This window comes from Pseudomonas trivialis (assembly GCF_036864995.1).
Taxonomy (GTDB): domain Bacteria; phylum Pseudomonadota; class Gammaproteobacteria; order Pseudomonadales; family Pseudomonadaceae; genus Aquipseudomonas; species Aquipseudomonas trivialis.
In genome coordinates this window covers 1,805,806-1,823,814 of the sequence record NZ_CP142151.1, presented here as the reverse complement: position 1 = coordinate 1,823,814, position 18,009 = coordinate 1,805,806, and the positions used below count along the sequence as shown (strand labels likewise).

13 protein-coding genes, 4 tRNA genes and 1 pseudogene are annotated in these 18,009 nt (G+C 61.9%); 8 read left to right on the top strand and 10 right to left on the bottom strand.

The window, feature by feature from the left end; translation table 11 throughout:
- Window positions 1-148 precede the first annotated feature (148 nt).
- The 3 genes from VRB54_RS08215 (at window position 149) to VRB54_RS08205 (ending at window position 4,968) form a co-directional block, all read left to right on the top strand.
- Window positions 149-2,596 (top strand): acyl-CoA dehydrogenase, encoded by a 2,448-nt coding sequence (locus VRB54_RS08215; protein ID WP_338480307.1) that lies wholly within the window; start codon window positions 149-151, stop codon window positions 2,594-2,596.
- A gap of 75 nt (window positions 2,597-2,671) precedes the next feature.
- Entirely contained in the window at window positions 2,672-3,079 is a 408-nt protein-coding gene (locus tag VRB54_RS08210) for a PA2817 family protein (protein WP_003237131.1), read from the top strand.
- Window positions 3,080-3,228: 149 nt separating this feature from the next.
- The gene (locus VRB54_RS08205) at window positions 3,229-4,968 is read left to right on the top strand and encodes a dipeptidase (protein ID WP_338480306.1); all 1,740 of its coding nucleotides are present in this window, start codon (window positions 3,229-3,231) and stop codon (window positions 4,966-4,968) included.
- Between the two features lie 60 nt (window positions 4,969-5,028).
- Here VRB54_RS08205 and gltS read toward each other — a convergent pair whose 3' ends face one another.
- From gltS to VRB54_RS08180, 5 genes are all read right to left on the bottom strand, one after another.
- Entirely contained in the window at window positions 5,029-6,240 is a 1,212-nt protein-coding gene (gene gltS, locus VRB54_RS08200) for a sodium/glutamate symporter (protein ID WP_338480305.1), read from the bottom strand.
- A 237-nt stretch (window positions 6,241-6,477) separates the two neighbouring features.
- Window positions 6,478-6,553 (bottom strand) — tRNA-Gly (locus VRB54_RS08195).
- A 3-nt stretch (window positions 6,554-6,556) separates the two neighbouring features.
- Window positions 6,557-6,632, bottom strand: a tRNA-Glu gene (locus VRB54_RS08190).
- A gap of 105 nt (window positions 6,633-6,737) precedes the next feature.
- Window positions 6,738-6,813: transfer RNA gene (locus VRB54_RS08185), tRNA-Gly, on the bottom strand.
- 3 nt (window positions 6,814-6,816) lie between these two features.
- A tRNA-Glu gene (locus VRB54_RS08180) sits at window positions 6,817-6,892 on the bottom strand.
- A gap of 371 nt (window positions 6,893-7,263) precedes the next feature.
- On the opposite strand from VRB54_RS08180, the gene VRB54_RS08175 reads away from it, so the two are divergent.
- Both VRB54_RS08175 and VRB54_RS08170 read left to right on the top strand, forming a co-directional pair.
- Window positions 7,264-8,022, top strand: coding sequence for a hypothetical protein (locus VRB54_RS08175; protein ID WP_338480304.1), 759 nt, complete (start codon window positions 7,264-7,266; stop codon window positions 8,020-8,022).
- Between the two features lie 362 nt (window positions 8,023-8,384).
- The gene (locus VRB54_RS08170; RefSeq protein ID WP_338480303.1) at window positions 8,385-9,197 is read left to right on the top strand and encodes an alpha/beta fold hydrolase; all 813 of its coding nucleotides are present in this window, start codon (window positions 8,385-8,387) and stop codon (window positions 9,195-9,197) included.
- Window positions 9,198-9,233: 36 nt separating this feature from the next.
- Here the strand turns inward: VRB54_RS08170 and VRB54_RS24490 are convergent, their stop codons facing one another.
- The 4 genes and pseudogenes from VRB54_RS24490 to VRB54_RS08155 all read right to left on the bottom strand — a co-directional run bounded on the left by VRB54_RS24490 (window position 9,234) and on the right by VRB54_RS08155 (window position 13,690).
- Window positions 9,234-10,076, bottom strand: coding sequence for a methyl-accepting chemotaxis protein (locus VRB54_RS24490; RefSeq protein WP_373460613.1), 843 nt, complete (start codon window positions 10,074-10,076; stop codon window positions 9,234-9,236).
- 15 nt (window positions 10,077-10,091) lie between these two features.
- A pseudogene (locus VRB54_RS24485) lies at window positions 10,092-10,247 on the bottom strand (HAMP domain-containing protein); the annotation flags it as partial.
- Between the two features lie 1,067 nt (window positions 10,248-11,314).
- Window positions 11,315-12,727 carry a PLP-dependent aminotransferase family protein gene (locus VRB54_RS08160; RefSeq protein ID WP_338480301.1) on the bottom strand — a complete coding sequence of 471 codons (1,413 nt, stop codon included), beginning with the start codon at window positions 12,725-12,727 and terminating at the stop codon, window positions 11,315-11,317.
- Window positions 12,728-12,928: 201 nt separating this feature from the next.
- Window positions 12,929-13,690: an SDR family oxidoreductase gene (locus tag VRB54_RS08155; protein ID WP_209980672.1), complete on the bottom strand. Its 762-nt coding sequence runs from the start codon at window positions 13,688-13,690 to the stop codon at window positions 12,929-12,931.
- A gap of 228 nt (window positions 13,691-13,918) precedes the next feature.
- Between VRB54_RS08155 and VRB54_RS08150 the strand changes: the two genes are divergently transcribed.
- The gene (locus tag VRB54_RS08150) at window positions 13,919-14,926 is read left to right on the top strand and encodes an NADP-dependent oxidoreductase (RefSeq protein WP_338480298.1); all 1,008 of its coding nucleotides are present in this window, start codon (window positions 13,919-13,921) and stop codon (window positions 14,924-14,926) included.
- 142 nt (window positions 14,927-15,068) lie between these two features.
- On the opposite strand, the gene pyrF is transcribed toward VRB54_RS08150, so the two are convergent.
- A complete protein-coding gene (gene pyrF / locus VRB54_RS08145; protein WP_209990247.1) occupies window positions 15,069-15,767 on the bottom strand; it encodes an orotidine-5'-phosphate decarboxylase in 699 nt (232 codons plus the stop codon).
- Between the two features lie 248 nt (window positions 15,768-16,015).
- Between pyrF and VRB54_RS08140 the strand changes: the two genes are divergently transcribed.
- Window positions 16,016-16,777, top strand: coding sequence for a response regulator transcription factor (locus VRB54_RS08140; protein ID WP_338480297.1), 762 nt, complete (start codon window positions 16,016-16,018; stop codon window positions 16,775-16,777).
- Window positions 16,777-17,814: a sensor histidine kinase gene (locus VRB54_RS08135; RefSeq protein ID WP_338480296.1), complete on the top strand. Its 1,038-nt coding sequence runs from the start codon at window positions 16,777-16,779 to the stop codon at window positions 17,812-17,814. Before VRB54_RS08140 ends, VRB54_RS08135 begins: the two co-directional genes overlap by 1 nt.
- Window positions 17,815-18,009: the final 195 nt, after the last annotated feature.

Below are 18,009 nucleotides of genomic sequence, written 5' to 3'. Positions count from 1 at the left end.
CATACGAACTCCCCCTCACCAGACGGTCACTACCCAGTGAGCGACTGGAACTGTCTTGAACACGTGGTAACACCTTGATCACCGTGCTTGCTCGCATGCCGACTAAGCTCCCTGGTGGTTTCGCCCCTGGTTTCACGGAGGATTGAATATGCTGTTGTTGTGGATACTGGTGCTGGTGGTCGGCATTGCCTACCTGGCACACCGCCGCGTCGCCCCGCTGCCCGCCCTGGGCGTGGTTGCCGTTTACCTGCTGGCGATGGGCGCCTGGAGCCACGCACCGGGTTGGCTGCTGCTGATCTTCTGGGTGTTGATCGCTCTGGTGGCCGCGCCCCTGCTGCTGCCCGACCTGCGCCGCCAATACTTCACGAAGCCGCTGTTCAGCTGGTTCCAGAAAGTTTTGCCGCCAATGTCCGAGACCGAGCGCGACGCCATCGACGCAGGCACGGTGTGGTGGGATGGCGAACTGTTCAGCGGTCGCCCCGACTGGGACAAGTTGCTGGCCTACCCCAAGGTAAAACTGACCGAAGAAGAGCAGGCGTTTATCGACGGCCCCACCGAAGAACTCTGCGCCATGGTCAGCGACTGGGAAATCGGCCAGGCCATGGACCTGCCGCCCGCCGCCTGGGAGCACATCAAGACCCACGGTTTCTTCGCGCTGATCATTCCCAAGGAGTACGGCGGCAAGGGCTTTTCCGCCTACGCCCACTCCCAGGTGGCGATGAAACTCGCCACCCGCAGCGGCGACCTCGCGTCCACCGTAATGGTGCCAAACTCCCTGGGCCCGGCCGAACTGCTGCTGCACTACGGCACTGATGAACAACGCAACCACTACCTGCCGCGCCTGGCACGCGGCGATGACATCCCGTGCTTCGCCCTCACCGGCCCACTGGCCGGCTCCGATGCAGGCGCCATGCCCGACACCGGAGTGATCTGCAAAGGTGAATGGGAGGGCAAGGAAACCCTCGGCCTGCGCCTGAACTGGGAAAAACGCTACATCACCCTCGGCCCGGTGGCGACCCTGCTGGGCCTGGCCTTCAAGGCCCATGACCCGGATCACCTGCTGGGCGAGGAAGAAGACCTCGGCATCAGCCTCGCGCTGATTCCCACCGACACCCCGGGCGTGGAGATCGGCCGTCGTCACCTGCCACTGGGGGCTGCGTTCATGAACGGGCCCAACTCGGGCACGGACGTGTTCATTCCCCTGGAATACCTCATCGGTGGTCAGGAGATGCTCGGCAAGGGCTGGATGATGCTGATGAACTGCCTGTCGGTGGGCCGTTCGATCTCCTTGCCGGCCGTCGGCACCGGTGCGGCCAAGTTCACCAGTCTGGTCACTGGCCAGTACGCCCAGGTGCGCGAACAGTTCAATGTACCGCTGTCGGCATTCGAAGGTATTCAGGAGTCCCTGGCACGTATCGGCGGTAACGCCTGGCTGATGGACAGCGCGCGGATGCTCACCGCCAACGCCGTCGACCTGGGGGAAAAGCCCTCGGTGCTGTCGGCGATCCTCAAGTACCACCTGACCGAACGTGGCCGCGAGTGCATCACCCACGCCATGGACGTGCACGGCGGCAAGGGCATCATCATGGGCCCCAACAACTACCTGGGCCGCAGCTGGCAGGGCGCGCCGATTTTCATCACGGTGGAAGGCGCCAACATTCTCTCGCGTAACCTGATGATCTTCGGCCAGGGCGCGATTCGCTGCCATCCGTTCGTGCTCAAGGAAATGGCGCTGGCCGGGCGTGAAGACCGTGACCAGGCCCTCAAGGAGTTCGACGGCCTGCTGATGCAGCACATCGGTTTTGCCGTCAGCAACGCCGCCAGCACCCTGGTGCTGAACCTGGGCCTTGGCCACTTCGAGAAAGCCCCGGGCAACCGCCTGAGCCAGGGTTATTTCCGCGCTCTGAACCGTCAAGCGGCGGCCTTCGCATTGCTTGCCGACTTGAGCATGATGCTGCTCGGTGGCGAGCTCAAACGCCGCGAACGCCTGTCGGCGCGCCTGGGCGATGTGCTGAGCCATATGTACCTGGCCTCGGCGGCGCTCAAGCGTTACCACGACCTGGATTCGCCGGACCACCTGGAGCCCTTGTTTGCCTGGGCCATGGAAGAAAGCCTTGGCGAGTCGGAACGCGCGCTGGATGAATTGCTGAGCAACTTCCCGAACAAGGTGCTGGGCTGCCTGTTGCGAGTGATCGTGTTCCCGTTCGGACGGCGCCATACCGGGCCATCCGATGCACTGGATGCCGAAGTGGCTGCAGTGATTGGCCGCGCCAAGGGCGACCCGACGCTTGAAGAGCTTCTGGCCGGCTGCTACCGCCCGCAATCGGCGCAGGATCCAGTCGGCGCCCTGCAGCATGCCTACGACCTGCTCGGCGCCAGCCATCCGCTGCAAAAGAAACTGCACAGCGCGTTGAAAAGTGGCCAGGTCAAACCGACTGCTGGCGAACACGCCATCGACGCCGCCCTGCAAGCGGGCGTGCTGCAACCGGCCGAAGCGCAGACCCTGCGTGACGCCGAAGCGGCGCGACGCAAGGTGATCGACGTGGATGATTTCAGCAAGGAAGAGCTGACTCAGGCTGAAGGCAAGGTCCGCTGATACCTGCGGTCATATAATTACGGGCGCTTGAGCTATATACTCTCGCGCCCGTTTTTGCTTTAGAGGACTTATCGCGTGTCCAACGTCGTTGCCGATCATCTCGTCTTGCTCGACCACCTGCGCAGCATCCTGGTTGCCGTTGGCGAAGCCGAACAAGTGCCCGAGGAAAGCCACACCCTGTTCCTGGAGCGCTTCGACGAACTGCGTGCCCTGCTGCCGATCGACCCGATAGAAAGCCAGTACCTGGGCCAAGACCTGATGAGCCAGGTCATCCTGCGCTACCCGCAAATCGCCCACCTGGTGCCACGCGACCTGCTGTGGTTCTTCGGCGGCGACTGCCTGCACTTCATGCCCGACGAAGAACTGGACCTGTACCAGGCGCTCGAAGAACGTCGTCATGAAGCCGAGCTGAATGACGAACCGTTCGACTGGAACCAGGAAAAGCAGCTGCTGGCCATGCCGGATGATCAGAGCAAACACTGATTGTCGCAACGCTGACAGTCCAGATGTGGGAGCAAAACCCTCCCACATTTTTGAGCGCACAGCGCACCTGAGTGATGGTAATGTGTGGAAATGTTTCTGACAGATCGGTCAGAAACGTCACCAATACCTGCAAAGGAATGCGACTCTCCATGCACTTTCCACTCAAGCAAATGGCCGTAGCGACCCTCCTGGCCGCCAGCCTTTCGAGCGTCATCCCCTCCGCTTTTGCCAACATCACTCCCGAGCAAAGCGCCGCGATCCTGAAAAATTTCAGCGAAGCGCCGGCCACCGATTTCCGCAGTTTCCTCGGTGCTCTGAATAAAGATGACTTGGGCAAGACCATTGAAACAGGTCCGGCGATCAACGCGTTTCTCGACAACAACCCCCTCACCGCCGACCAACAAAACGAAATACATCGACTGCTCGGCCTTTACACCCGCGTGAAATACGGCAAAGCCGCTCTCGAAAGCCTGCGCGAGCTGGTAGAGATTCCAACTTTCAACGTCGACGGTCTGCCGCAGTACAAAAACCCAGAATTTCTCAAGATCGCCGACAGGATCCAGGCGCTGGCCAAGTCATTCAACCTCACCTTCCGCAACGTTGACAACCGGGTGTACGAGATCTCCCTGGAAGGCAGTGGCGATGAGCTGGTAGGCATCCATGCCCACGCCGATGTAGTCCCGGTGACGCCGGAGAATTGGGTGCTCAAGGACGGTACGCGGCTTGACCCGTTCAAGGTCACGCTGATCGGTGATCGCATGTACGGCCGTGGTACCGAGGATGACAAGAACGGCATTGTGGTGGCGATGTACGCGATGAAAGTAATCAAGGAAGAAAAACTGCCGCTGGCGCGCACTTTCAAGTTGCTGGTGGACACCACCGAAGAAACCGCCGGCGATGCCATCCCCTACTACTTCGCGCGTAACCCGGTGCCGCAATACAACCTGGCCCTGGACGGCGGCTACCCGGTGGTGATTGCCGAAAAAGGCTCAGGCACCGTCATGGCCACATTCCCGGTGCGCAAGGGCAAAGGCAGCGGCGCAGAAATCATCTCCATGACCGGCGGCAAGGCCACCAACCAGATTCCGTCAGCGTCGGTAGCCACGCTGATCAGCGATAAACCTGCAGAACTGGCCGCCGCCCTGCAGCAGGCCGGTACTGAATACGCCAAGCGCAACGGCGGTGATTTCCAGGTGAGTGCCAAGGTCGACGGCAAGGACGTCAAGCTCATCGTCACGGGCGTGTCTGCCCATTCCTCGGCGCCGCAATCCGGGATCAATCCGGTAGCGCGCATGCTGGAGTTGATCCACAGCGTCGACGGCAAGATCGCGCTCAAGCACAACCACATCACCGACGCCGCGCGGTACGCATCCGACAACTGGGGCCTGGATTACCTGGGTGGCAAGCTGGGGGTGGGTTTTTCCGATGCGTTCATGGGGCCGCTGACCACCTCGCTGACCTTCGTCAGCCAGGACGACAAGGCTTTCAAGCTGGCGGTGAATCTGCGCGCTCCGAAAGGCAAATCACCGGAGGCGCTCAAGGCGCAGATCGAGCAGAAGCTGAACGCCTGGAACGCTCATGCCAAGGTCAACGTGAGTTTCACCTGCTCGCTCGACACGCCGATGTACCGCAACCCCGAAGGTGAATGGGTGAAGGCCCTGCTGGCGGTTTCCACCGAAAACCTCGGCATGGCGCACACGTTCGGCACCTCCGCCGGTGCCACGTCCGTGCACGATCTGCCCAATGGTGTGCAATTTGGTCTGGCGCGCCCGGAAACCAAGTACACCGGGCATACCGACGGCGAATTCAAGACCGTCGACCAGTTTCTGCTGGACTTGCAGATCGTGACTGAAATGATGGGCCGCATAGGTCAGTTGCCGAAGCTCTGACAAATAAAAACGCCGATCAATCCTGATCGGCGTTTTTGTCAGCGCCGTAGTGCAGGCCCCTCACCCGCCCGCGCCCAGGAACGGCAGCACCAGATACAGCTTGATCACCACCGCGTTGGTGATGTCGATGAAAAACGCGCCCACCATCGGCACCACCAGAAAGGCGATCTGCGAGGGCCCGAAACGTTGAGTCACGGCCTGCATATTGGCAATCGCGGTGGGCGTGGCACCCAGGCCGAACCCGCAGTGCCCCGCCGCCAATACTGCCGCATCGTAATTGCTGCCCATCACGCGGAAGGTCACGAATATCGCGAACAGCGCCATCAACAGCGCCTGAGCCGCCAGCAGAATCACAATCGGCAAGGCCAGGGCAGCCAGGTCCCACAGCTTGAGCGACATCAAGGCAATCGCCAGGAACAACGACAGGCTGACATTGCCCAGCAGCGACACCTCACGTTCGAACACCTGGTGCCAACCCAGCGCCGACAGGCCGTTGCGCAACACCACGCCCACAAACAACACACAGACGAAGGTTGGCAACTCGAATGCCGTGCCCTGGATCAATCCGCTGAGGAAAGTACCCACCTGCAGGCTTATTGCCAACAACGCCAGGGTCTCGATAAACGAGGACGAGGTAATCATGCGTTCGCGATGGGGTTGCTCAAAGCCCTTGGGCAGACGCGGCAACGTCAGCTCGACGCCAGGCACCTGGACCCGTTTGATCAGCAGCCTGGCCACTGGCCCACCGATCAAGCCGCCCAGTACCAGGCCAAAGGTCGCCGACGCCATCGCCAGCTCGGCGGCCGAGGCCACGCCGTACTTGTCGCTGAACACCCCGCCCCAGGTCGCACCGGTGCCGTGCCCACCGGACAGGGTAATGGAGCCGGCCAGCAAACCCATCAGTGGGTCGAGCCCGAGCACCTTGGCCAGCGCGATGCCCATGGCATTTTGCAGCACCAGCAGGCCCGTCACCACCAACAGGAAAGTGCCGAGTATGCGCCCACCTGTCTTCAGGCTGGCGAAGTCCGCATTGAGGCCAATGGTGGCGAAAAACGCCAGCATCAAAGGCGCTTGCAGCGATGCATCGAAGCGAACTTCAATACCCGCCATTAAACGCAACACCACCAATAGCGCGGCCACCAGTAACCCACCGGCCACCGGCTCGGGAATGCTGTAGGTGCGTAAAAAGCCGATGCCAGCTACCAGCCAGCGCCCCAGCAACAGCACCAGGGAGGCGGCGACCAGGGTCGAATAAAAGTCGAGTTGAAACATCCGGGCAGCTCTCTGAAGTGAACGGGAACAATGGGCCGGTCAGAGTAGAGACGCAGCCCCCCGGGCACAGCTACCCGAAGCGAAGTACAGAACGTTCTTACGCACTTCACAAAAAAACCTACACGCGGGGTAAGTTTTTCGCTTTCCAGCCCGCCCGAGCAGCGGTTGGTATGCATGGGATTAAAAAACGCACAAACAAAAACGCCGATCATCTCTGATCGGCGTTTTCGTTGAATATGGAGCGGGAAACGAGACTCGAACTCGCGACCCCGACCTTGGCAAGGTCGTGCTCTACCAACTGAGCTATTCCCGCAAATGGCGTCCCCTAGGGGACTCGAACCCCTGTTACCGCCGTGAAAGGGCGGTGTCCTAGGCCACTAGACGAAGGGGACACGCTACTGAAACACATGGTGTGTATTTCAGTGCCCAGAGGCCGCATCCGAAGACGTGGTCCTGGTTTCACTCAGTGTCGCCCGAGAGCAACACTGCTTAAAAACTGGAGCGGGAAACGAGACTCGAACTCGCGACCCCGACCTTGGCAAGGTCGTGCTCTACCAACTGAGCTATTCCCGCATATGGCGTCCCCTAGGGGACTCGAACCCCTGTTACCGCCGTGAAAGGGCGGTGTCCTAGGCCACTAGACGAAGGGGACACACGTACAACATTCACTCCCTACCGCGTTTCGCTGTGTGCTTTACGCTGTAAGTGGCGCGCATTCTATGGATGGATTGAAAGGTCGTCAACCCCCAAGGATAAATTTATTTAAATCAATGACTTCCCCCGTGTTTACGCGCCTGCACGAGCATTGCGCGGCCCTGCAACCCGGCGCCTATATTCTGGCGCCCGACAAGGCGCTATAGTTCGCTCCAACAGATGATGGCAATGTGCGCCCATTTATCGAACGCTATACCTATATAGAAGAAGGTACCTGGGCAACTGGTCGAACAGTCCTATCCGCCGGATGGCCCAGTCACTACACTCCACAGCAAACCCTATTAAGAGGTCACGCCGGTGACACCACTCATGATCACCCTGCTGGTAGTAGTCGGGATCGTAATATTGATCGCCATTGGCTACATGAACCACGTGGTGGAAAACAACAAGCTGGAAAAGAAACGTACCGAGATCGAACTCAACGACCGGCTGCGTCGCTGCGGCGAAATCACCGAGACCTTCCCCGGCCAGTTGATGACCCCGGCGCTCAAGCTGTTGCTCACCCGCCTGGAACTCAACGTCAACCAGCGCCTGCTCAACCTCAACAGGTCCAGCGCGGCACTCAAGGCGCGGATCAGCGAACTCGATGCGCTGATCGCCCAGGGTGAATCGATCCCGGTCGCCAATCCGCCCGCGCCGATCCAGACCGAAGCCAAGGCCAAGGACGTGCGCTTCCTCCTCGAAGCTCTGCACGGTCAGGTCACCCGCGCCGCCCAGGACGGCTTCCTGCCGGCCAACGAAGCCAAGCACTGGATCCGCGAAATTCGTCACATCCTGGTGCTGCTGCATATCGAGTTCTTCAACAACCTCGGCCAGCACGCATTGCTGCAAGGCCAACCAGGCCAGGCACGTCTGGCCTTCGAGCGCGGCGTGCAATACCTGCGCAAACAACCGGAACCGGTGCTCTACAGCACCCAATTGAAAATGCTCGAATCCCAATTGGCCCGCGCCAACTCCACCGTCCTGACCAACAGCCAGCCCGCCGAAAACGAAGTCAACGAACTGACCGAAGGCCTGAAAGTCGACGACGCCGATGCAGCGTGGAAGAAGAAGGCAATCTACGACTGATCCGCTATTGATCTTGATCTCAGGCGCCCCGTCAACCACGCTGGCCGAACGCAGGCTTGAATCCGTGGCTAAGCGAGGTGCCGAATGGTGGGGCAAGAGCCTTTCGTTACTTTTGGCTGGGCCGGCATTCCGGCTCTTTCCAAAAGTGACCCGCTGTGAGGACGGAACCAACTTGCGCGTTACTGCAGCAACCGATATGTACACAATAGGCCGCCATCGGGAGCAAGCCCCCTCCCACATTCGACCGCGCCCCACAAAATCTCCCCGTAGAAGCCCCGGTAGTGCCATCACTTTGCACCTATCCCCCCGCCCCCGACTAGCGTAAAAAAGTCCCCTAACTCCCGCCAGCCCGAGGCCCCCATATGCCTGTCGCCATAATTGATGGACAACCTCTCCACTACCTCGACCAGGGCGCCGGCCCGGTCGTCCTGCTGGGCTCAAGCTACCTTTGGGACCACACCATGTGGGCACCACAGATCGAAGCCCTCTCTCAGCAATATCGCGTCATCGTCCCCGAACTATGGGGCCACGGCGAATCAGGCACGCTGCCCCCGCAAACCCAGTCCCTCGACGACCTGGCACGCCAGACCCTGGCGCTGCTGGACCAGCTGGAAATCCCCCGGGTCAACCTCGTCGGCCTGTCGGTCGGCGGCATGTGGGGCGCACGCCTGGCATTGCGCGCCCCGGAGCGCATCAACAGCGTGGTGCTGATGGACACCTACCTCGGTGCCGAACCGGAAGCCACGCGCCAGTACTATTTCTCACTGTTCAAGATGATCGAAGACGCCGGCGCCATTCCCGAGCCGTTGCTGGATGTGGTCGCGCCGATCTTCTTTCGTGCCGATATCGACCGCGAATCCGCGCTCTATCAGGGTTTTCGCAGCGCCTTGCAGGCTTTCCCCACAGAGCGCCTGGTACACAGTATCGTGCCCCTGGGCCGCCTGATCTTCAGCCGTGAAGACATCCTGCAACAGCTGCCTCGCCTGGATGCCGATACCACCCTGGTGATGTGCGGCGAGCAGGACAAACCGCGCCCACCGGCCGAGTCTGCCGAAATGGCCGAGCTGATCGGCTGCGCCCTGACGTTGATCCCCGATGCCGGGCATATTTCCAGTCGGGAGAACCCGGATTTCGTCAATGAAGCGCTGCTGACGTTCCTCGCCAACCACGCCTGACTGCCCTCCCTTTTTGATCGCCGTGCTGCGCGGCGGTCAAAGGCGGAAGTGCCCTACCATGCCCTTGAGTTCGGCCCCCAACTGCGCCAGCTGGATGCTCGACGCAGCGTTGCCCTGCATGCTCAATGCCGACTGATCGGCACTCGCCCGGATGCTGGTGACGCTGCGGTTGATCTCTTCGGCCACCGAGCTTTGCTCCTCGGCGGCAGCGGCAATCTGCTGGTTCATCTGCTGGATCAAGGACACGGCCGTCGCGATACTGCCCAGGGCACTTTCGGTTTCCAGCGCGTCACTCACCGCCAGCTTCACCAATTCGCCACTCTGCTGGATCTGCTGCACCGACGACTGCGCCGCATTGCGCAAGGTACTCACCAGCCGCTCGATTTCTTCCGTCGATTGCTGGGTCCGTTTGGCCAACGCTCGCACCTCGTCGGCCACCACCGCAAAACCCCGCCCCTGCTCACCGGCGCGGGCGGCTTCGATGGCTGCGTTCAGGGCCAGCAGGTTGGTCTGCTCAGCCACGCTCTTGATCACGCTCAGAACCGTGCCGATATGCTGGATCTCGGCACTGAGGCTTTCGATACTGGCGCTGGCACTGGTGCTGGAGGTAGCGAGCAATTCGATGCGCTGCAGACTCAGGCGTACCACCTGCTGACCGCTGTCGACCTTCTCATCCGCGGTCTGCGCGGCTTGCGCAGCCTCTTCGGCATTGCGCGCAACGTCGTGTACGGTGGCGGTCATCTGGTTCATCGCCGTGGCGACCTGCTCGGTCTCTTCTTTCTGGCTGCTGACTTCGATGTTGGTCTGCTCGGTAACGCTGGACAACGACTGCGCCGAACTGGCCAGTTGTTCGATACCAGCCTGCAGCCCGCTGACCATCTGGCTCAGGCCATTACCCATCTGCTGCATCGCCTGCATCAACTGGCCGATTTCATCGCGGCGGCTGACCTCCATGCGCCCGGTCAGGTCGCCGGCCGCAATCTGTCTGGCCACCGCGATCACGCTACGCAGCGGCGCGACGATCAAACGGGTAATCAGCCACGCCGCCATCAGCCCCACCAGCAATGCCAGCGCAGACGAGCCGATGATCAGCAGCGTGCTTTTGACCAACTGCGCCTGCATCGACTGGTCTTCGGCGTCATACGCCTGGTTGACCCGGCTGACCACCTGATCGGCGCGCTCATGCAATTGTTTGTAGACCCCTTTTTCCTGGGCCAGCAGGTCGGTGTATTCACCAAGCTTTTCGCTGAACGCAGCGATATGCCCGGAGACTTCATTGAGTACGGTCTGATAGCCGGCGTCCTTGACCGACGTTTTCAACTGCTCGACCTGGGCCAGCGCCTGGTCGGCCTGTTCGATCTTGCCCTGCTCGGCGTCCTCGGCATCCGCGCGGCGGCTCTGGTCCAGTCGCAGCCGGGCTTCGTTCATCGCCTGCAGCATCAAGCGCGATACCTGGCTGATCTGCCCCGCCTGCTCGACCAGCTCGGCGCCTTCCCGGCCCTGACTCTCCTTGAGGCCTTCGGCGCCATCGTCCGCCAGGCCGGACTGCAACACGTCGAGGTTATTGGCCACGCTGGACACCGACCAACTGGCCATTTCCAGCGCCAGGTCCTTGGTCTGGGTCAGCTCGACAAACTCGTCGAATGCCTTGCGGTAGGCGCCGAGGGCCTGCTCGACATCGGTCATGACCGGCCCATTGGCCGCCGACTGCACCTTGAGACTGGCCGCCAGCGCGGCCAGTGCATCGACACTTTCATGCAGGGCATCCACCGCTTTGGGGTCGGCGTGCAGCGCGTAGTCCTGCTCGATCAAACGCACCTTGAGCAAGCCGTCGTTGAGCGACGACATACGCTTGAGCCCATCGAAACGCTGGCCCACGGTGTGCAGGGACCACACGCCAATCGCGGCCACCAGCGCCGTCAGCAGCAATACCAGCGCAAAACCCAAGCCCAGCTTCTTCGCCATACCGAGGTTGGCGAAACGTCGTTGCACGCCCGAAATCATTGCACTTGCCCCTCCAGCAATGGCGGATGCCACACGCCCGATTTATCAGCAGCGAGATTGGCAACCACAGGGCCCTGAACACAAGTCGTTGACGCCACAATAATGGCAAAAAGCTACGTACTGGTCGTTTTCAGAATGGTCGAGGTCGATCTGGCTGGCCCCATCGCGCGGAATAACGCCAGCGCGCGCTGATCGCCCGCATGGGCCACATTGATGCGCAACCAATCGCTGGATTCACCCGCCGGATTGAACAGCGCGCCTGGCGTCAACAGCACGCCCAACTGCCGGGCGCAGGCCTGCACCTGCGATGGGTCGCCCAACCCTGGCCGCGCCCATAGAAACATGCCGCCAACGGGCACGGTGAACACTTGCCATTCCTCGTCTTCCAGCACTTGCAGGGTGGCGGCCATCTGCGCGTTCAAGCGCTTGCGCAAGCGTTGCGCCCACTTTCGGTAAGTGCCGTTGGCCAGCAACGTCGTCACGACGGCTTCGGCAAAACGCGAGGTGCCGATGCCCGTCAGGGTCTTGAGGTGGGCCAGTTGCGCAATGAGCGAGGCGCCTGCGCTCAGATAGCCCACGCGCAAGGCGCTGCTCAGGGTCTTGGAAAAGCTCGATACATAGATGACGCGATCAGCATGGGGCAGCGCCGCCAGCCGTGTACAACTGGCATGTTGCAGGTCACCGTAGACGTCCTCCTCAATGATCAGGAAGTCGTTGCAGCGCGCAAGTGCCAGCAAACGCTCGGCCACATCGCGGCTCAGGCTGGACCCGGTGGGGTTGTGATAGAGGCTGCTGGTGAACAGGCACTTGGGCCGATGACGTTGCAGCAGCGCTTCCAGCGCAGGAATATCCGGGCCGGAACAGGTGCGGGGTACCTCCAGCCGCGTGACGCCGTGAAACGCCAATTGACGGTAAAGGTTGCCATAGCCCGGCGTCTCGACCACCACCGCATCCCCGGCCTTGAGCAGCGTGCGGATGAGCAGGTCCTGGGCATGGCTGGCACCGTGGGTGGTGAGAATACACTCCAGGTTGCTGCTCACCTGAATCTGGTTCAGGCGCTTGAGCAATTGCTCGCGCAACGCCGGCAACCCCAGGGGCGTACTGTAGTTGAACAGGTCGGCGGTATCGGTACGGCTGACTTCGCGGATCGCATAACTGAGGTCATCACTTTCGCGCCAGTCGTCCGGCAACCAGCCGCAGCCCAGTTTCAGCTCCCCCAGGGGGCCGTCGGTGAAGGTGCCCCACTCGCGTTCCGCACCTTCATGCCACGGAGGTTCGTAAAATACCGGCGGCGGCGCCACCACAAACCCCGAGCCTTTGCTGGAGGCCAGTAGCCCCTGAGCCACCAGCCGCTCAAGAGCCTCGACCACATTGGACTGGCTGAGCAGATTGTCGAGGGCCAATTGCCGAATGGAGGGCAGACGCGTGCCGGGGCTGACTCCATTACTGCGGATCCACTCGGCCACCGCGCTGACGATTTGCTGCACCACCGGTACAAGGGCTTGTCGATCGATCCCTAAATCCATGAGCCACTCACTTGAACTGTCAGTTATTCAACCCGAGCAGTTAAGCACAGAAGCCCCTTCAGGCCCTTTTTGAATTCTTATTAAAGTATTGATTTTATTGAATTATTTACCTGATGACACACATTCGAAGCGGCGCTCGTCCGTTCTGGAAACGCCCCACAACCACCCCCGGTGTTTTCGAATGGCGAGCGGGATCGCGTCCTAGATCGCCGTCGCGCCACCGTCCACCGCCAAGGCCTGACCCGTGGTAAAGGCCGCGCCATCACTGCACAGGTACAACACGGCGCTGGCAATTTCCTCGACCTTGCCGATGCGCCCCACCGGGTGCATGGCTGCGGCAAACTCGGCTTTGCGTGGGTCGGCTTCCCACGCACGGCGGAACATGTCGGTGTCGATCACCGCCGGGCATACCGCGTTGACGCGGATTTTCTTTTTCGCGTACTCAATCGCCGCCGACTTCGTCAGGCCGATCACCGCGTGCTTGGAGGCCGCATAAATGCTCATCTTCGGCGCCGCGCCCAGCCCGGCCACCGACGCGGTATTGACGATCGCCCCGCCGCCCTGGGCCAGCAGCAGCGGCAACTGGTGCTTCATGCACAGCCACACGCCCTTGACGTTGACCCCCATGATCGCATCGAACTCGTCCAGGCTACCGTCCGCCAGCTTGCCCTTCTCGATTTCGATGCCGGCATTATTGAAAGCGTAATCCAGCCGGCCATAGGCGGCGATGGTGTGCGCCATCAACTGCTGCACATCCTCTTCGAGGGTAACGTTGCAGCGCACAAACACCGCTTCACCACCGGCCTGACGAATCAGCGTGACCGTACCCTCCCCGCCCGCCACATCCAGATCAGCGACCACCACCTGCAAACCCTCGGCGGCAAACGCCAGCGCGGTGGCGCGGCCGATACCGGCGGCGGCGCCGGTCACCAGGGCGACCTGGCCGGAAAATGTCATGCTCATGGGAAAGATCCTGTGGGAGAGATAACCGTAGGCCGAGTCTAGCCAAGGCCAGGCCTGGCGCGTCAGCACTATCAAAGGCCCGGTTGTGGCTGCATGAATCGCAGTGATAAGTGCACCGGCATTACTATCATCCCCGTCTATCGGCGAGCATTCGCACGTCTGGCAAACACTTGCATTCACGCCACTGCAGGTCTATCACTCGGGGTTCATTTCTCAAGAGTCCCTGCCATGACTGACCAGACCAACCGCCAGTTCCTGCTCGCCAAACGCCCGGTCGGCGCGGCCACGCGTGACACCTTCACCTATCAGGAAGTCCCGGTGGGTACGCCTGGCGATGGGCAGGTGCTGGTGCACAACGAGTATCTGTCCCTGGACCCGGCGATGCGTGGCTGGATGAATGAGGGCAAGTCCTACATTCCGCCGGTCGGCATTGGTGAAGTGATGCGCGCGCTGGGCGTGGGCAAGGTGATTGCTTCGAACAACCCGAAATTTGCCGTCGGCGATTACGTGAACGGCGCGCTGGGTGTGCAGGATTACTTCGTCGGCGAGCCGCGTGGCTTTTATAAGGTCGACCCGGCCCTGGCGCCATTGCCGCGCTACCTGTCGGCCCTGGGCATGACCGGCATGACCGCCTACTTCGCGCTGCTGGACACCGGCGCGCCCAAGGCCGGCGAAACCGTGGTGATCTCCGGCGCTGCCGGCGCGGTAGGCAGCATTGCCGGGCAGATCGCCAAGCTCAAGGGCTGCCGTGTGGTCGGCATTGCCGGTGGCGCCGACAAATGCAGGTTCCTGGTGGATGAGCTCGGCTTCGACGCGGCCATCGACTACAAAAGCGAAGACGTGCCTGCCGCGCTCAAGCGCGAGTGCCCCAAAGGCGTGGACGTGTATTTCGATAACGTCGGCGGCGATATTCTCGATGCAGTCCTCAGCCGTCTGGCACTGAAGGCGCGCGTGGTGATTTGCGGCGCCATCAGCCAGTACAACAACAAGGAAGCGGTGAAAGGCCCGGCCAACTACCTGTCATTGCTGGTCAATCGCGCGCGCATGGAAGGCTTCGTGGTGATGGACCATGCGGCCAACTTCGCCGCCGCCGGGCAGGAAATGGCCGGCTGGATGGCTCAGGGCAAGCTCAAGAGCAAGGAGGATATCGTCGAGGGGCTGGAGACATTCCCCGAGACCCTGATGAAGCTGTTCAATGGCGAGAACTTCGGCAAGCTGGTGCTCAAGGTCAGCTGAGACACTCTCTCTGAGACCTGAGTCCACCTGTGGGAGGGGACTTGCTCCCGATAGCTATGGATCAGTCAATGCCTGTGTCGACTGACCCACTGCCATCGGGAGCAAGCCCCCTCCCACATTTTTTCTGTGCTTGCCTTGAGTATCAGGCGATTTCAGCGACGACCGCTGCCAGCGCCTTGGCCGGATCGGCGGCCTGGCTGATCGGACGGCCGATTACCAGGTAGTCCGAGCCTGCGTCCAGGGCCTGGCGCGGGGTGAGGATGCGCCGCTGGTCGTCTTGCGCGCTGCCCGCCGGACGAATCCCTGGCGTCACCAGTTGCAGCGACGGGTGCGCCGTCTTCAGCGCCTGGGCTTCCAGGGCCGAGCAGACCAAACCGTCGAGCCCGGCTTTTTGCGCCAGGGCCGCCAGGCGCAGCACTTGCTCCTGGGGCTCGATATCCAGGCCGATGCCGGCCAGGTCTTCACGCTCCATGCTGGTGAGGACGGTCACGCCGATCAACAGCGGTTTGGCGCCGCTGCGCTGTTCCAGCACTTCACGGCAGGCGCTCATCATGCGCAGGCCGCCGGAGCAGTGCACATTGACCATCCACACGCCCATCTCGGCCGCCGCCTTGACCGCCATGGCGGTGGTATTGGGAATGTCGTGGAATTTAAGGTCGAGGAACACCTCGAAACCCTTGTCGCGCAGGGTGCCGACGATGTCTGCCGCACAACTGGTGAACAGCTCCTTGCCGACCTTGACCCGGCAAAGCCTGGGGTCCAACTGGTCGGCCAACTGCAGTGCGGCTTCACGGGTAGGGTAATCCAGGGCGACGATGATAGGCGTCTGGCAGACGGACATTGGCATGGGCTCTCAGGCAGGTCGAAATCGGCGCGGATTGTAGCGCAAGCGGCGCCGTTGCGGGATCCGGTGATCGGTAAATACCGACGGTGCTGGCTTTTTTGCATTTGTGTCGGCGCCGATACATTCACGACATGCCCTCAACACGCCCCGGCGCTAGCCTCGCGCCCACGACCGACCGTCCAGCACTTCCAGCCATGGGGCTGGGCGCCTATGCTGAGCACCACCACCAGGCAGATGACCGCACTATGCAGACCCCCTCCGCCGTAAACGAAGAGCCCAAAGACGCGGTAATTGCCGACGACAAGCGCTGGAATACCCGTGCCCTGATTGTCGATGATGATGTGCCGATCCGCGAACTGCTGATCGATTACCTGGCGCGCTTCAATATTCTCGCCACCGGCGTCAATGACGGCGCCGCGATGCGCGTGGCCATGCAGGCCGGCACCTTCGATGTGGTGGTGCTCGACCTGATGCTGCCGGGCGAGGACGGCCTGTCGCTGTGCCGCTGGCTGCGCGCCGAGTCGGACATCCCGATCCTGATGCTGACTGCGCGCTGCGAGCCCACCGACCGCATCATCGGCCTGGAGCTGGGCGCAGACGATTACATGTCCAAGCCATTCGAGCCCCGCGAGCTGGTGGCGCGCATCCAGACCATCCTGCGCCGGGTGCGCGATGACCGCACCGAGCAGCGCGCGAATATCCGCTTCGACAACTGGCGCCTCAACAGCGTCCTGCGCCAGCTGGTGGCCGACGACGGCCTGGTGGTGCCGCTGTCCAACGCCGAGTTCCGCCTGCTGTGGGTGTTCATCGAACGTCCGCGCCGCGTGCTCAGTCGCGAGCAGTTGCTTGACGCTGCGCGCGGTCGCTCCATCGAAGCCTTCGACCGCAGCATCGACCTGCTGGTGTCGCGCCTGCGCCAGAAACTGGGCGACGACCCAAAAGCCCCGCAGTTGATCAAGACCGTGCGCGGTGAAGGCTACCTGTTCGACGCACGGGATATCGGCTGATGCGCAACGCTTTCAACACGCTGTTCGGGCGGCTGTTCGGAGTGTTGCTGGTGGCGATTGTGCTGGCCCACGGGCTGACGATCTTCTGGTTTCACCACTACGGCCCGCCCCCGCCGCCCAACGGCGACCTGTATGTGCAGATGGCCGATGGCAGTTTCACACCCGTGCACCAGAAGCGCCAACGCCCGTGGTTTGGCGGCCCGGTCGTGCCGCTGACGTTTCAGGTCATCACGCTGATCATCGCTGCATGGTACGGCGCCAAACTGTTGAGCCGGCCGATCCAGCGCCTGAGCGAAGCGGCCGAGCGCCTGAGCCTGGACCTCGACAGCCCGCCGCTCAACGAGTCCGGCCCTCGCGAGGCGCGACAGGCAGCCTCGACCTTCAACCTCATGCAACGGCGCATTCGCGAGCAGGTGAGCCAGCGCGCGCGCATGCTCGGCGCCGTGTCCCATGACCTGCGCACGCCGCTGTCGCGCCTCAAGTTGCGCCTGGAACAGATCGAAGACACCCGCCTGCAGGGTCAGATGCGCCAGGACCTGGACGACATGATCGGCATGCTCGACGCCACCCTGAGCTACCTGCACGAACAGCGCACCAGCGAAACCCGGCACTGGCTCGATGTGCAGGCGCTGGTGGAGTCCCTGAGCGAAAACGCCCAGGACCGGGGGTGCGACGTGCAATATGCCGGTTCATGCACGCCGCTGCAGGTGCAGCCGATGGCACTGCGTTCGGGCCTCAACAACCTGATCGACAACGCGCTGCGCTACGCCGGCAGCGCACGCGTGGAACTGACGGACAGCCGCGAGGCCCTGGTGATTCGTGTCATCGACCACGGCCCGGGGATCGCGGCGGATCAGCGCGAGGCCGTGTTCGAGCCGTTCTTTCGCCTGGAAGGCTCGCGCAACCGCAACTCCGGCGGCGTCGGCCTGGGCATGACGATTGCCAGGGAAGCCGTCGAACGCCTCGGCGGCCGCTTGAGCCTGGAGGAAACCCCAGGGGGTGGGTTGACGGCGGTGATGTGGTTGCCTCGGGCTTGAGTCCTGGTAGGAAAACGGGGTCCTCTGTGGCGGGCGACTCTGTTGTGGCGAGCGGGCTTGCCCCGCGTTGGGGTGCGCAGCGCCCCCCAATCAAGGAAAACGCGGTGTACCTGACACTGCGCAGAGTATGGTTTTGGGGCTGCTGCGCAGTCCAACGCGGGGCAAGCCCGCTCGCCACAACAAGCCCGCTTGCCA

Bases quoted from the DNA above. Each gene is read 5' to 3' on its own strand.
- VRB54_RS08215 (WP_338480307.1), top strand. From the start codon at position 149: ATGCTGTTGTTGTGGATACTGGTGCTGGTGGTCGGCATTGCCTACCTG.
- VRB54_RS08205 (WP_338480306.1), top strand. From the start codon at position 3,229: ATGCACTTTCCACTCAAGCAAATGGCCGTAGCGACCCTCCTGGCCGCC.
- gltS (WP_338480305.1), bottom strand. From the start codon at position 6,240: ATGTTTCAACTCGACTTTTATTCGACCCTGGTCGCCGCCTCCCTGGTG.
- VRB54_RS08175 (WP_338480304.1), top strand. From the start codon at position 7,264: ATGATCACCCTGCTGGTAGTAGTCGGGATCGTAATATTGATCGCCATT.
- VRB54_RS08170 (WP_338480303.1), top strand. From the start codon at position 8,385: ATGCCTGTCGCCATAATTGATGGACAACCTCTCCACTACCTCGACCAG.
- VRB54_RS24490 (WP_373460613.1), bottom strand. From the start codon at position 10,076: ATGGTCAGCGGGCTGCAGGCTGGTATCGAACAACTGGCCAGTTCGGCG.
- VRB54_RS08160 (WP_338480301.1), bottom strand. From the start codon at position 12,727: ATGGATTTAGGGATCGATCGACAAGCCCTTGTACCGGTGGTGCAGCAA.
- VRB54_RS08155 (WP_209980672.1), bottom strand. From the start codon at position 13,690: ATGAGCATGACATTTTCCGGCCAGGTCGCCCTGGTGACCGGCGCCGCC.
- VRB54_RS08150 (WP_338480298.1), top strand. From the start codon at position 13,919: ATGACTGACCAGACCAACCGCCAGTTCCTGCTCGCCAAACGCCCGGTC.
- pyrF (WP_209990247.1), bottom strand. From the start codon at position 15,767: ATGTCCGTCTGCCAGACGCCTATCATCGTCGCCCTGGATTACCCTACC.
- VRB54_RS08140 (WP_338480297.1), top strand. From the start codon at position 16,016: ATGCAGACCCCCTCCGCCGTAAACGAAGAGCCCAAAGACGCGGTAATT.
- VRB54_RS08135 (WP_338480296.1), top strand. From the start codon at position 16,777: ATGCGCAACGCTTTCAACACGCTGTTCGGGCGGCTGTTCGGAGTGTTG.